Here is a 13,153-nt window from a genome sequence, read left to right on the forward strand (position 1 = left end):
CAAGGACTGCATCGATGACAGAAACCGAAGCACTCGCGCTCGCGACGCATCGACATTACAAGGGCGGGCTGTATCGCGTGATCGGCGTCGCGCGGCACTCGGAAACCGAGGAAGCCATGATCGTCTACGAGCATCTCTGGCCGCATGATCGCGGTTTGTGGGTGCGGCCCGCCGCGATGTTCAACGAGACGCTCGCCGACGGCACGCCGCGCTTCAAGCCACTCGACATCCCACTTTAAAAATTGGCGGAGACGAACGACATGACCGCATCGACGGGCCCGCTTGCCGGCGTCAAGGTGCTGGAACTCGGCACGCTCATCGCGGGACCGTTCGCGGCGCGCTTCATGGGCGAATTCGGCGCGGATGTCATCAAGATCGAAGATCCGAAGGGCGGCGATCCGCTGCGCAAGTGGCGCAAGCTTTACCCTGAAGTGGGCGGAACGTCGCTCTGGTGGGCGGTACAGGCGCGCAACAAGAAGTCCGTGACGATCAATCTGAAGGCCGAAGAGGGCAAGGAGATCGTGCGGCGGCTGGCGAAAGAAGCGGATATCGTCGTCGAAAATTTTCGGCCGGGCTTGCTCGAAAAACTTGGGCTCGGCTATGAGGTGCTTTCTGCCGAAAACCCCGGTCTCGTGATGGTGCGGCTCTCGGGATACGGCCAGACCGGGCCGTATCGCGACAGACCGGGCTTTGGCGCGATCGCCGAATCGATGGGCGGCTTGCGTCATATCACGGGCTATCCCGAGTTACCGCCGCCGCGCATCGGCATTTCCATTGGCGACTCCATTGCCGCGCTGCACGGCGTGATCGGCGCGTTGATGGCGCTGCATCATCGGCAGGTGAATGGCGGCAAAGGGCAGGTGGTCGATGTCGCGCTCTACGAAGCCGTCTTCAACATGATGGAAAGCGTGGTGCCCGAGTACGGCGTCTATGGCATGGTGCGCGAGCGCACCGGCGCGTCGCTGCCGGGCATCGTGCCGTCGAATACCTATCCGTGCCGCGACGGCAGCATTGTCATTGGCGGCAATAGCGATCCCATTTTCAAGCGGTTGATGACGGCAATCGACCGTGCCGATCTCGCCGACGATCCCGCGCTCGCTTCGAACGATGGCCGCGTGCCGCGCACGCAGGAAATCGACGATGCCATCGCCGCGTGGTTGTCGACGCGCAGTATCGACGAGGCACTCGCCGTCCTCAACGCCGCCGATGTGCCCGCCGGCCGTATCTACAGCGTGGCCGACATGTTCACCGATCCGCAGTACATCGCGCGTCAAATGCTGCAGCGTTTTCCGTGGCAGGACGGCCGCGAGATCACGCTGCCGAACGTGACGCCGAAGCTGTCCGAGACGCCTGGCGAGACGCGCTGGCTCGGACCGCAACTCGGCGAACATACGGACGAAGTGCTTCGGTCGCTTGGGTATGCCGAGGACGACATCGCGCGGTTGCGTGCGGCGAACGTGATCTGAGGAAGTCGTTACGCGTAAAAAACGCGAACTCTCGCGGCGGCCCGAAGATGGCCGCGACACCGGTGCCGGCTTGCGCATGGGGCAGGGCGTCGCGCATGCACCGTGGCCCACGACCAACCTTCGAAGCGCCTCAAGGCTCGATCACGATCTTCCCCGTCACGCGCCGGTTCATCATGTCATCGAGGGCTTGCGCGGTTGCATCGAGCGGATAGCGTTTGGTCACCACCGGCAGCAACTTGCCGGCCTTGATCCAGTCGACCATGGTGGCAAATTCGGTATCGGCGATCGCGTGTTCGCGGCGCATGTGATCGCCCCAGAACACGCCGACGATGCTCGCGCCCTTCAACAACGCGAGGTTGAGAGGCAGCTTCGGGATCTCGCCGTTGGCGAAGCCGACCACGAGATAGCGCCCGCGCCAGCCGATGCTGCGAAACGCCGGTTCGGCATAGGCGCCGCCCACCGGATCGAATATGACATCGGGACCTTGGCCATGGGTGAGCGCCTTGACGCGCTCGCGCAAGTCTTCGTTTCGATAGTCGATGATTTCATCCGCGCCTTGCTCGCGACAGAACGCGAGCTTTTCCGCGCTCGATGCCGCCGCGATCACGCGCGCGCCGAGAATCTTGCCGATCTGAATTGCCGCGACGCCCACGCCGCCCGCCGCGCCGAGCACGAGGAGCGTCTCGCCCGACTTGAGCGCGCCGCGATCCACGAGCGCGTGATAGGACGTGCCGTAGGCAAGCGTGAAGGCTGCGGCGAGCGCGAGGTCGACGTCGTCGGGCAGCACGACGCAATCCGTTTCCCGAGCACGCGCCTGTTGCGCGAATGCCCCTTGCGCGGTGTAAGCCGCGACGCGCATGCCAGGTTTCACGCGCGTGACGTCCGCACCCACCTCACGCACGATTCCCGCGAGTTCCGCACCCGGCGTAAATGGCAGCGGCGGTTTGAACTGGTACTTGTTCTGGATGATCAGTACATCGGGAAAATTCACGCTCGCGGCCTTCACATCGATGACGATTTCCCCGGCTTCGGGGTGCAAATCCGGCAGCGTTTCGACGGTGAGCGTATCGGGTAATCCGTGTTGGTTGCATCGAACGGCGCGCATGTGTCCTCCTTGATGGGCCGACGCCAAGTGTAGGGCAGACGGCTGTCTGTGCGCGACCCCGCAAAGCGTGGGCGCGTCATGTTTCCTCGGTTACAATCGCCGGATGCGAATCCTACTCAGCAACGACGACGGCTACCTGGCGCGCGGCATCAACGCGCTGCACGACGCCTTGCAGCCGCTCGGCGAAGTAACGGTGATGGCGCCGGAGCAGAACTGCAGCGGCTCGTCCAACTCGCTCACGTTGTCGCGGCCATTGAGCGTGCATCAGTCGGCTAACGGTTTCAACTTCGTGAACGGCACGCCAACCGACTCGGTGCATATCGCGCTCACCGGCATGCTCGAAGCGCGGCCCGATCTCGTCGTGTCAGGGATCAACAACGGCCAGAATGTCGGCGAGGACACGCTCTATTCCGGCACGGTCGCGGCCGCCACCGAAGGCTTCATGTTCGGCATTCCGGCTATCGCGTTTTCGCTCGTCGGGCGTGACTGGCTGCATCTAGAAGATGCGGCGCGCGTGGCCGCCGAAATCGTCGCGCATTTTCTGGATCACCCCATGCCGGGTCATCCGCTTCTGAACGTCAATATTCCGAGCCTGCCGTACGACCAACTGCGCGAGTGGAAGGTCACGCGTCTGGGCAAGCGGCATCCGTCGCAGCCGGTAGTTCGCCAGACCGACCCGCGCGGCAACCCGATCTACTGGATCGGCCCGTCGGGCAACGCGCTCGACGCCAGCGAAGGCACCGACTTTCACGCAGTCGCGAACGGCTTCGTTTCGATCACGCCGCTGCAGCTCGACCTGACTCACACGAAACTCATGGCCGAGACCCGCGAATGGGCGCAAGCCGGGAGCCGTCGCTCATGAGCGACGAGCGCGCCAAGCGCTTCCCGCTGGCGCTCGCGGACCTCGTGCGCGAGCCGCGCAAGCCGGCCGGCCGCACGCAGGACGCGCGCGCCAAGTCAGTGGCGGTATCGACCACGAAAGCCGCTGCCGCGAAGCCGGGCAGTGTGCGCGGCGCGGCTTCAGCGCTCAAGAATCCGGCGAGCGCGGCGGCATCCGCCAAGTCCGCGACCACGGTTTTTCCGGTGCGCTCGGTGGCTCAGCCTGTCGTCAATTCCGTCGCCAAGGCCGCTACCAAACCGGCAAGTGGAACTGCGAAACCGGTTCCGGGCGCGAATCGCAGTCCGGCCCAGGCGCCGCATCCCCGAACGAGTGCATTGCGCACCGCGCAGCGTCCCGCCGGACGCGATCTGAACGCGGCATCGACGGCCACGAAAAAGGGCGCGCCCAACGTGGCATTCGCCAGCACGCAGACGCTCACCTCGGAACGGGTGCGCGAGCGCATGGTCGAACGCCTGTGCACGAACGGCGTGACCGACCCGCGCGTGTTGAACGCCATGTCGGTCGTGCCGCGCCATATGTTCGTCGACCCCGGCCTCGCCGCGCAGGCTTACGAAGATGCTGCGCTGCCGATCGGTCACCATCAGACCATCTCGAAGCCGTCGGTCGTCGCGCGCATGATCGAACTGGTCGCGGCCGGGCGCACGTTGGACAAGGTGCTGGAAATCGGCACCGGTTGCGGCTATCAGGCAGCGGTGCTGTCGCAGGTCGCGACCGAGGTTTATTCGATCGAGCGCGTGCGGCCGTTGTCCGAACGCGCCAAGCTCAATCTTCGGCCGCTGCGTGTGCCGAATATCCGGCTGCATTACGGCGACGGGCGGCTCGGACTGGCTGCCGCGGCGCCGTTCGATGCCATCGTGATCGCGTGCGCGGGACTCGACGTGCCGCAGGCCTTGCTCGAACAACTGGCGATAGGCGGCAGGCTCGTCGCGCCGGTGGGCTCGCAGGCCGCGCAGTCGCAGGTGCTCACGCTCGTCACGCGCGTGTCGGCCACGCAATGGCGGGAGTCGCAGCTCGATCGCGTTTTTTTTGTACCTTTAAAATCCGGAGTGATTTGAAACCGATGAGTATCTTGCGTGCTTTGCGAGAAACGCGTGCGGACGTTCGCCTAACGGCGGCGCAGCGCGGTGTGTGCGTCCTTGCGCTGTCCATGCTGGCGGCCTGTGCGTCGCGGATGGATTCAGCGCCGGTGGTCGACAGAACGGGCGCGCCTATCGCCACGGATGCCGCCGCGCTTGCCAACCAGCCGCCGCCGCCTGGCTATATTCGCGTGAAACCGGGCGACACCCTATATCGGATCGCATTGGAAAACGGTCAGAATTATCACGACATCGCAACGTGGAATAACCTGACGAACCCGAACCAGATCGAAGTCGGTCAACTGGTGCGTGTGGCGCCTCCGGGTGCGAATCTGGCAGCGGCGACGCCGGGCGTGTCGACCGCACCGATCGCGGGTGGCGCGGTGGCTACGCAACCGCTTAACGGCGGCGCGGGCGTCTATGGCACGCCGCAGTCGGGTGCAACGACGCAGCCGCCGTACTACGGTCCGTCGTCGGGCATGGGCGCGGCGCCGGGCGCTGCATCGGGTGCGCTCGCGGGCACCACGCCGGCGCCGGGCGTGGACAGCGCGGCAACGGCTCAACCGGCTTTCATCTGGCCGGCGCGTGGTCCGATTCTCGGCACATTCGACGACGCGAAGAACAAAGGTTTGAACATTGGCGGTGCACCGGGAGATGCAGTCAATGCATCGGCGGATGGCAGGGTCGTCTACTCCGGAAATGGCTTGCGCGGCTACGGGAATCTCATCATCATCAAGCACGACGCGACTTTTCTCACTGCGTACGCACACAACCGCGCTTTGATGGTAAAAGAAGGAGACGCGGTGACCAAAGGTCAAAAAATCGCCGAAATGGGCAACAGCGATTCAGACCGTGTGATGTTGCATTTCGAAGTTCGCCGGCAGGGAAAACCTGTTGACCCACTGAAGTATTTGCCGCCGCAATAAAGCGAGCCATCATGCAAAAAACGAAGCGCCGCCAGCCGCAAGCCGAGACTGAGACCATCAGCCGACCGTTGCAAGTGTCGGTGGAAGACGGTGCTTCGACCCGAGACGACGATGCCGAAAACATCGACGTCGATATCGATTCCGACGAAGAAGGCGAAAACCGTAAAAAGGGTGGCGACGAGTCGGGAGAAGGCGCAAACGATTCCGCGCCCGAACCCGACGACTTTCGCTCTCTTTTGCAGGCCGAACTGACGGCCGACACCATTCAGCATTACCTCAATCGCATCAGCGTGAAACCGCTGCTCACCGTCGAGGAAGAGCAGCGTTATTCGCGTCTTGCCAAGGCGGGCGAGTTCGAGGCGCGCCAGGTCATGATCGAGCGCAATTTGCGGCTGGTGGTGAGTATCGCTAAGGGTTATCTCAATCGCGGCGTGCCTTTGCTCGATCTGATCGAGGAAGGCAACCTCGGTCTCATGCACGCAATCGAGAAATTCGATCCCACGCGCGGTTTTCGTTTTTCGACTTACGCCACGTGGTGGATTCGCCAGAGCATCGAGCGCGCAATCATGAATCAGGCGCGCACGGTGCGCCTTCCGGTGCATGTGATTCGCGAACTGAATCAAGTGTTGCGCGCGAAGCGTCATCTGGAAAAGAACTCGGCGAATTCCACCGATCCCGTCGCGCCCGAGCGCCGCGACGCGAGCATCGAGGATATTGCGTATCTCACCGGCAAGACGCCGGAGGAAGTCACCGATATCCTCGCGCTCAACGAACACACGGCTTCGCTCGATGCCCCGCTCGACCTCGACCCCGGCAGCAGCCTGCTCGATCTCCTTTCGGACGATCAAAGCCAGTCGCCGGATGCCGAAGTTCAGCACCGCGAACTGGAAACGCTCACGCGGCTCTGGCTTTCGCGTCTGTCGGATAAACATCGGCATGTGATCGAACGGCGTTTCGGGCTGAACCATATCGAACCCGCCACGCTCGAAGAACTGGCCGATGAAATGGGCCTCACGCGCGAACGCGTACGGCAAATCCAGCAAGAGGCGCTCTTGCGGCTCAAACGCTTCTTCGCCTCGAACGGCGTGCGCAAGGACGCCGTGCTTTAACGCTCCAAAGCGGCGTTCGAAAGAGCGCCGCGTTTCCAGAATTCAATGACACCGATTCTCGTATTCGACATCGAGACCATTCCCGATGTCGACGGCATTCGCCGTCTCGAAGACTTACCCGACGATTTGTCCGCGCGCGAAGTCGCCGAACACGCGTTCGCCGCGCGCCGCGAGCGCGTAGGCAACGACTTCCTGCCGCATCATCTGCAACGCATTGCCGCCATCTCCTGCGTCTTTCGCGACGACAGCGGTTTTCGCGTGCGCTCGCTTGGCACGAAGACGGATGGCGAGGCATCGTTGATCCAGTCGTTTTATCGCGTGATCGAAAAATACACGCCGCAACTCGTTTCGTGGAACGGCGGCGGTTTCGATCTGCCCGTGCTCCATTATCGTGCGCTCGTGCATGGCATCGCCGCGCCGCGTTACTGGGACTTGGGCCAGGACGATCGCGAGTTCAGGTTCAACAACTACATCAGCCGCTATCACATGCGGCATCTCGACCTGATGGACGTGCTCGCGATGTATCAGGCGCGCGCCAACGCGCCGCTCGATGCACTCGCCAAACTGTGCGGCTTTCCCGGCAAGCTGGGCATGGACGGCGGCAAGGTGTGGGACGCCTATTGCGATGGTCAGATCGACGAGATCCGCAACTATTGCGAAACGGATGTCGTCAACACTTACCTTATGTATTGCCGCTTTCAGATGATGCGTGGCGGACTCACGCCGGACGAGTACGCGGACGAGATCAACTTCGTGAAGAACGCGCTCGCGCTGGAAGCGTCGCCGCATTGGGCCGAATATCTCGCCGCATTCGGCCGGTGAGTGCGAGGCCGTGACGTTCGTCTACAATCTCGCCTTTGCCAACACGTCAGTCAGGAAGTACGCAGGTGTCTGAAGCCGCTCGAAAAAATTCGCATCGCCGCCGCGCCGCGCCGGCCAAAACCGTTACGCCCGATCCGTCATTCGTCGCGCCCGAAATCGAAATCGAGTCACTCGACATGGACGCGCGCGGCGTCGGCCGCACGGTCAACGAGAACGGCGAGCCGGGCAAGGTGATCTTCGTCGAAGGCGCGCTGCCCGGCGAACGAGTGAGCTATTCGAGCTATCGCAAGAAGCCGAGTTTCGAGCAGGCGCAAGTGGTGAACGTGTTGCGCGAGGCGGTCATCCGCACGAAGCCGAAGTGTCAGTTCTTCGGCACGTGCGGCGGTTGTTCCATGCAGCATCTCGACGTGCGCGCGCAGATTGCCGTGAAGCAGCGGGTGCTCGAGGACAATCTCCAGCATTTGTCGAAACTGCGCGCGGAAACCATGTTCCGGCCGATTCACGGGCCGTCGTGGGGTTATCGCTATCGCGCGCGCCTGACGGTGCGGCACGTTGAGAAAAAGGGCGGCGTGCTCGTCGGCTTTCATGAACGCAAGAGCAGCTACGTCGCCGATATGACGAGCTGCGAGGTGCTGCCGCGGCACGTTTCCGCCATGCTCGTGCCACTGCGGCATCTGGTAGCCGGTTTGTCCATTCGTGACCGCATGCCGCAGATCGAGCTTGCGGTTGGCGCGGACGTGACGGCGCTGGTGTTGCGCATTCTCGAACCGCTCAACGACGCCGACGAAGCGCTTTTGCGCGCCTTCGCGGACGAACACGCCGGCGTGCAATTCTGGCTGCAGCCGAAAGGTCCCGACACGGTTTATCCGTTTTATCCGCTCGAGAGCGAACTGGCTTATACGCTGCCGGAGTTTCACATCCGCATGCCATTCAAGCCGACTGATTTCACGCAGGTGAACCATCAGATCAACCGCGTGCTCGTGGCGCGCGCGTTGAGCCTGCTCGCGCCGGAAGAGAACGATCGTGTGCTCGATCTGTTTTGCGGCATCGGCAACTTCACGCTGCCGCTTGCGCGCGTGTCGCGCGAAGTGGTGGGTATCGAAGGAAGCGAAGCGCTGACCGCGCGCGCGCTGGAAAACGCGCAGGCCAATGGCGTGGACGGCCATACGTCGTTTGCCTGCCGCAATTTGTTCGAAGTGACTGCCGACGATCTGCGCGCGCTCGGGCACTTCGACAAATATCTGATCGATCCGCCGCGCGAGGGCGCGCTCGCAGTGGCGAAGGCGCTTGCGGACATCGCTCAAAGCGGCGAGGGTTCGCTGCCGAAGCGCATCGTTTATGTGTCGTGCAACCCGGCGACGCTCGCGCGCGACGCCGGCCTGCTCGTCCACGAGGCGGGGTATCGGATGAAGGGCGCGGGCGTCGTCAACATGTTCCCGCATACGTCGCACGTCGAATCCATTGCATTGTTCGAACGCGACTGAAGCGCTTTTATTTAAGAAGGCGCAAAAAAACCGGCCCGAAGGCCGGTTTTTCGTTTGAAGCACCGGTTCGATCAGTTCCGGTTGCCGCCGAAGATGCCAAGCAGTGCCAGCAAATTCGTGAAGACGTTGTACAGATCGAGGTAGATGGCGAGCGTCGCGCTGATGTAGTTCGTCTCGCCGCCATTCACAACGCGCTGCACGTCGAACAGCATGTAAGCCGAGAAGATCACGATGGCGAGCACGGAAATCGTCAGCACGAGCGCCGGCAGTTGCAGGAAAATGTTCGCGACTGCAGCCAGCAGAATGACCATCACGCCCATGAACAGCCACTTGCCGAGGCCCGAAAAGTCACGCTTGCTGACCGTGGCGATGGTCGCCATGGCCGCGAAAATCACGCCCGTGCCGCCAAAGGCCATCATGATGAGCTGCGGCCCGTTCGAGAAACCGAGGATGAAGCTCAGAAGACGCGAGAGCATCAGGCCCATGAAGAACGTGAAGCCGAGCAGGACGATCACGCCCATGCTGCTGTTCTTCGTTTTCTCGATGGCGAACATGAAGCCGAACGCAATCGCCATGAACGCGATGAAGCTCATTGCCGGGCTGGTGGCCGCGAAGAGGGAAAAGCCCGTCGCTACGCCGACCCACGCGCCGAGCACCGTCGGCACCATGGAGAGCGCGAGCAGCCAGTAAGTGTTGCGTAGCACGCGGTTGCGCACCTCGACCGAAGTGACGCTGCCGTTGCGTCCAAAACTGTAGGGTGATTCGTTCATGGTTTCTCCTTGCTTCAAATTGTCTGTCGTCGACCCGCGCTACATCCGTCATACACGAATGATACGGTAGGAATACTTAAGCGATTATGAGGCCGTTGCCCGCGCCATTCCGATTTCGTGCAGTGCCTGATGTCGCGGGGCGGTTGCAAAGCGCGGCTCGACTCCAATATGACTGCCGCACGGTCCGAAATCAATGGCGCCAACGTTTCTCGGCGCGATAGACGCTTAAGGCACGCTGATGTATGACGGTTCGACCCTTACGGCGCCGTAAGGTTTCAATCGCAATCATACCCTGCTTCATGCTACAATTGTCGATTCCTTTTAATCCGTAAACCGTTAATTTTTTGGAGTTTTTCATGGCAATCGAGCGCACCCTGTCGATTATCAAGCCGGACGCAGTGGCAAAGAATGTTATCGGCCAAATCTACAGCCGTTTCGAGAGTGCTGGACTCAAGATCATTGCTTCGCGCATGGTGCATCTGTCGCGCGCGGACGCGGAAAAGTTCTACGCAGTGCACGCTGCACGCCCGTTCTTCAAGGACCTCGTGGAATTCATGATCTCCGGTCCGGTGCAGATTCAAGTGCTGGAAGGCGAAGGCGCGATCATCAAGAACCGCGACCTGATGGGCGCGACCGATCCGAAGAAGGCAGACAAGGGCACGATCCGCGCTGATTTCGCGGACAGCATCGATGCAAACGCCGTGCACGGTTCCGACGCTCCGGAAACGGCAGCGCAGGAAATCGCGTTCTTCTTCTCGCAAGTGAACGTCTACTCGCGCTAAGTCGCGCGTTGGTTGCCGCATCGGTCCGTGCCTCGAGGCAGTGCGCCGGATCATGCGGCTGTCGCGCCGGCATCGCTTGAAAAGCTGGAACATGCAGGAATTGGCGCGAACGGTCTCGGGCAAAAGCTCCCGAGCTTCGCAATCTGAAATGGCAGGACTCGACATGACGAACAGCAGCACCGTCAATCTTCTCGATCTCGACGCCGCCGGGCTCGTCGCTTATTGCGGCAGCCTGGGCGAAAAGCCGTTTCGCGCCAAGCAATTGCAGCGCTGGATCCACCAATATGGCGTCGACGACTTCGACGGCATGACGGACCTCGCGAAATCGCTGCGCGAAAAACTCAAGGGTCGCGCCAGTTTGGCGATGCCCGAAATCTCTCGCGATCACGTTTCCACCGACGGCACGCGCAAGTGGCTGATCGACGTAGGCAACGGTAACGCTGTCGAAACCGTGTTCATTCCCGAGGAAACGCGCGGCACGTTGTGCGTGTCCTCGCAGGCCGGCTGCGCGGTGAACTGCCGGTTTTGTTCCACGGGCAAGCAGGGATTCTCCCGCAATCTGACCACTGGCGAGATCGTCGGCCAGTTGCGCATGGCCGAATTCGCGCTGCGCAAGTCGCTCGGGCGCGAAGTCGGCGGCCCGGGAAAGGGCGAGCGCGTCATCACCAATGTCGTGATGATGGGCATGGGCGAGCCCATGCTGAATTACGACGCCGTCGTGCCCGCCATGCGTCTGATGCTCGACGACAACGCCTATGGCCTGTCGCGCCGTCGCGTGACGCTATCCACTTCCGGCGTCGTGCCCATGATGGACCGCCTCGCCGCGGATCTGCCAGTGGCGCTCGCCGTGTCGCTACACGCGCCGAACGATCCGCTGCGCGACATGCTGGTGCCGCTCAACAAGAAGTATCCGCTGCGTGAATTGATGGCTGCGTGCCAGCGCTATCTGAAGGTTGCGCCGCGCGATTTCATCACGTTCGAATACTGCATGCTCGACGGCGTCAACGACACCGAAGCCCATGCGCGCGAACTGCTGGCCGTCACGCGCGACGTGCCGTGCAAATTCAACCTCATTCCGTTCAATCCGTTCCCGGAATCAGGTCTGACTCGTTCGAAGAACGAGCAGATCAAGCGCTTCGCGCAGGTTCTGATGGACGCGGGCATCGTCACCACCGTGCGCAAGACGCGCGGCGACGACATCGACGCAGCTTGCGGGCAGCTTGCGGGCGAAGTGAAGGATCGCACGCGCCTCGTGGAACGCATGGGTCGCGCGCCAGGCAAGGTGATCGAGGTGCGCGCGGTCTGACGCATTGCCGCCGTACAGCGAAGAAAAACAAGTCCGAAAAGACGGAAGTCGCGCCAGGCCGGCGCGCAAAGCCGAACATTTTGTTATAAAGCGGTCTGCAACATTGCCGGGGCTGTATCGTTCACGTTTTGATGCAATCCGCCGGCTTAGCCGCGCTATATAAAAGAATCGATGCGAGGAAATTGGGATGAGTGAGCCGCAGCACCCGACGCCTTTTGGCAGTCATACCGGGGGTCTTCCTGTCAATGAGCATGACGGTCAGGCGGGCACTGGCGGGGCGGCATCGAACGCGAGCCAGACGGGGCCTCTGGATTCGATTGCCGCTGTCGGCGCGCGGCTCGCGCAGCTTCGTCACGCGAAGTCATGGTCGATCGACGACATTTCAGCGCGTCTCAAGGTTTCGCCGAACAAGCTGCTCGCGCTCGAAGCGGGCGACATCAGTCAATTGCCCGATCGCACGTTCGCAGCGGGTATTGTGCGTAGCTACGCCAAGGTTCTTGGTACCGATCCCGCGCCTTTCACGCAGGCGTTTCGTCGCGAGGGCGCGGCGGTCGGGCAAAATCTGAAGGTGCCGGCTTCGGCGGGTGCGGGTCTGCCGCGACAGCGCGTGTCGGTGCCACTCGGTGGTTCGTCGGGCAAGAAACGCTCGTGGCTCTGGGGCATCGCGGCGGTCGTCGTGGTGTTGGCCGCGCTCGTGATGTGGCATACCGGCGGCGATTCGTCGGCGTGGCTCGCGCGCCTCAAGTCGAGCACGGGCGCTGGCACGGCTGCGCCGGGCGACACGGTGTCCGCTTCCGTCGTCTCCACGCCTGATGAAGCCGCCGCGGCGAACACCGGCGAAGCCGCCTCGCTGCCCGAAGTGGCCGCCGCGCCCGGCGAACAGCCAATGCCACGTCCGCTCGGCACGAACGCGTTGCCGGCCTCGTCGTCGACCATTGCGGCGTTGCAGGGCGCAAGCGCGTCGGCCGCAGCCAAGCAGGCGCCGGCCGCTGGCGCCGCCGCATCCGCGCCGGTCGTCGCCGGCACGGGCGCGAGCGCAGTCGAATTGAAAGTGAAGGAAGATAGCTGGTTCAGCGTGCGCGGCAAGGACGGCAAGGAGGTTTTCTCCGGTCTCGTCCACGCGGGAAGCACGCAACGCGTGCAGGGCGAAGCGCCGTTCAAGGTGACCGTCGGCAACGCGAAGAGCGTCGATTCCATCTCGTTTGACGATCAGCCGGTCGACGCCAAGAAATACGTTTCCGCACGCGGCAACGTCGCGCGCTTCACGCTGCCCTGAACGGGCGGCGCGTAGCGGTGTCGGAGTCGGAGGTTCAGCGCGCGTGCAAGTCATGGGCATTCCGGCTTTTTCCGTGATGCCCGTTCAAGGTTCCATATTCGCACCGTCGCGCCGCTTGCACGCGGCGCCT

The 13,153-nt window shown here is 62.5% G+C and carries 13 protein-coding genes; 11 read left to right on the plus strand and 2 right to left on the minus strand.

Annotated features, from left to right (window positions below; all coding sequences use genetic code 11):
* The first annotated feature begins 14 nt into the window (after positions 1 to 14).
* Entirely contained in the window at positions 15 to 239 is a 225-nt protein-coding gene (locus tag P9292_RS34130; RefSeq protein ID WP_045450705.1) for a DUF1653 domain-containing protein, read from the plus strand.
* Positions 240 to 260: 21 nt separating this feature from the next.
* On the plus strand, positions 261 to 1,466 hold the full coding sequence (locus P9292_RS34135; RefSeq protein ID WP_244825349.1) for a CaiB/BaiF CoA-transferase family protein: 1,206 nt from the start codon (positions 261 to 263) through the stop codon (positions 1,464 to 1,466).
* A gap of 130 nt (positions 1,467 to 1,596) precedes the next feature.
* On the opposite strand, the gene P9292_RS34140 is transcribed toward P9292_RS34135, so the two are convergent.
* A complete protein-coding gene (locus P9292_RS34140; RefSeq protein WP_309963570.1) occupies positions 1,597 to 2,571 on the minus strand; it encodes an NADPH:quinone oxidoreductase family protein in 975 nt (324 codons plus the stop codon).
* A 103-nt stretch (positions 2,572 to 2,674) separates the two neighbouring features.
* On the opposite strand from P9292_RS34140, the gene surE reads away from it, so the two are divergent.
* The 6 genes from surE (at position 2,675) to rlmD (ending at position 8,889) form a co-directional block, all read left to right on the plus strand.
* On the plus strand, positions 2,675 to 3,433 hold the full coding sequence (surE, locus tag P9292_RS34145; protein ID WP_309963572.1) for a 5'/3'-nucleotidase SurE: 759 nt from the start codon (positions 2,675 to 2,677) through the stop codon (positions 3,431 to 3,433).
* Positions 3,430 to 4,527 carry a protein-L-isoaspartate(D-aspartate) O-methyltransferase gene (locus P9292_RS34150; protein ID WP_309963574.1) on the plus strand — a complete coding sequence of 366 codons (1,098 nt, stop codon included), beginning with the start codon at positions 3,430 to 3,432 and terminating at the stop codon, positions 4,525 to 4,527. The genes surE and P9292_RS34150 overlap by 4 nt, the downstream gene beginning before the upstream one ends.
* 5 nt (positions 4,528 to 4,532) lie before the next feature.
* Positions 4,533 to 5,474, plus strand: a complete 942-nt coding sequence (locus P9292_RS34155; RefSeq protein ID WP_244825345.1) for a peptidoglycan DD-metalloendopeptidase family protein — start codon at positions 4,533 to 4,535, stop codon at positions 5,472 to 5,474.
* 11 nt (positions 5,475 to 5,485) lie between these two features.
* Positions 5,486 to 6,583, plus strand: coding sequence for an RNA polymerase sigma factor RpoS (rpoS, locus tag P9292_RS34160; protein ID WP_309963576.1), 1,098 nt, complete (start codon positions 5,486 to 5,488; stop codon positions 6,581 to 6,583).
* A 45-nt stretch (positions 6,584 to 6,628) separates the two neighbouring features.
* Positions 6,629 to 7,405 carry a 3'-5' exonuclease gene (locus tag P9292_RS34165; RefSeq protein ID WP_250464970.1) on the plus strand — a complete coding sequence of 259 codons (777 nt, stop codon included), beginning with the start codon at positions 6,629 to 6,631 and terminating at the stop codon, positions 7,403 to 7,405.
* A 65-nt stretch (positions 7,406 to 7,470) separates the two neighbouring features.
* Entirely contained in the window at positions 7,471 to 8,889 is a 1,419-nt protein-coding gene (gene rlmD / locus P9292_RS34170; protein ID WP_309963578.1) for a 23S rRNA (uracil(1939)-C(5))-methyltransferase RlmD, read from the plus strand.
* A gap of 71 nt (positions 8,890 to 8,960) precedes the next feature.
* Here the strand turns inward: rlmD and P9292_RS34175 are convergent, their stop codons facing one another.
* Positions 8,961 to 9,659, minus strand: a complete 699-nt coding sequence (locus P9292_RS34175) for a Bax inhibitor-1/YccA family protein (protein WP_309963580.1) — start codon at positions 9,657 to 9,659, stop codon at positions 8,961 to 8,963.
* 356 nt (positions 9,660 to 10,015) lie between these two features.
* Between P9292_RS34175 and ndk the strand changes: the two genes are divergently transcribed.
* The 3 genes from ndk to P9292_RS34190 all read left to right on the plus strand — a co-directional run bounded on the left by ndk (position 10,016) and on the right by P9292_RS34190 (position 13,023).
* Positions 10,016 to 10,441 carry a nucleoside-diphosphate kinase gene (gene ndk / locus P9292_RS34180; protein ID WP_309963582.1) on the plus strand — a complete coding sequence of 142 codons (426 nt, stop codon included), beginning with the start codon at positions 10,016 to 10,018 and terminating at the stop codon, positions 10,439 to 10,441.
* 163 nt (positions 10,442 to 10,604) lie between these two features.
* Positions 10,605 to 11,747 carry a 23S rRNA (adenine(2503)-C(2))-methyltransferase RlmN gene (gene rlmN / locus P9292_RS34185; RefSeq protein ID WP_309963584.1) on the plus strand — a complete coding sequence of 381 codons (1,143 nt, stop codon included), beginning with the start codon at positions 10,605 to 10,607 and terminating at the stop codon, positions 11,745 to 11,747.
* A gap of 187 nt (positions 11,748 to 11,934) precedes the next feature.
* Positions 11,935 to 13,023, plus strand: a complete 1,089-nt coding sequence (locus tag P9292_RS34190) for a helix-turn-helix domain-containing protein (protein WP_309963586.1) — start codon at positions 11,935 to 11,937, stop codon at positions 13,021 to 13,023.
* Positions 13,024 to 13,153 lie beyond the last annotated feature (130 nt).

Origin of the sequence: Caballeronia sp. LZ001, assembly GCF_031450875.1 — a bacterium.
Taxonomy (GTDB): Bacteria; Pseudomonadota; Gammaproteobacteria; order Burkholderiales; family Burkholderiaceae; genus Caballeronia.

Coding starts and splice junctions, on each gene's coding strand:
- ndk (WP_309963582.1), top strand. CDS start 10,016: ATGGCAATCGAGCGCACCCTGTCGATTATCAAGCCGGACGCAGTGGCA.
- surE (WP_309963572.1), top strand. CDS start 2,675: ATGCGAATCCTACTCAGCAACGACGACGGCTACCTGGCGCGCGGCATC.
- P9292_RS34150 (WP_309963574.1), top strand. CDS start 3,430: ATGAGCGACGAGCGCGCCAAGCGCTTCCCGCTGGCGCTCGCGGACCTC.
- P9292_RS34135 (WP_244825349.1), top strand. CDS start 261: ATGACCGCATCGACGGGCCCGCTTGCCGGCGTCAAGGTGCTGGAACTC.
- P9292_RS34175 (WP_309963580.1), bottom strand. CDS start 9,659: ATGAACGAATCACCCTACAGTTTTGGACGCAACGGCAGCGTCACTTCG.
- P9292_RS34155 (WP_244825345.1), top strand. CDS start 4,533: ATGAGTATCTTGCGTGCTTTGCGAGAAACGCGTGCGGACGTTCGCCTA.
- P9292_RS34130 (WP_045450705.1), top strand. CDS start 15: ATGACAGAAACCGAAGCACTCGCGCTCGCGACGCATCGACATTACAAG.
- rlmN (WP_309963584.1), top strand. CDS start 10,605: ATGACGAACAGCAGCACCGTCAATCTTCTCGATCTCGACGCCGCCGGG.
- rpoS (WP_309963576.1), top strand. CDS start 5,486: ATGCAAAAAACGAAGCGCCGCCAGCCGCAAGCCGAGACTGAGACCATC.
- P9292_RS34165 (WP_250464970.1), top strand. CDS start 6,629: ATGACACCGATTCTCGTATTCGACATCGAGACCATTCCCGATGTCGAC.
- P9292_RS34140 (WP_309963570.1), bottom strand. CDS start 2,571: ATGCGCGCCGTTCGATGCAACCAACACGGATTACCCGATACGCTCACC.
- P9292_RS34190 (WP_309963586.1), top strand. CDS start 11,935: ATGAGTGAGCCGCAGCACCCGACGCCTTTTGGCAGTCATACCGGGGGT.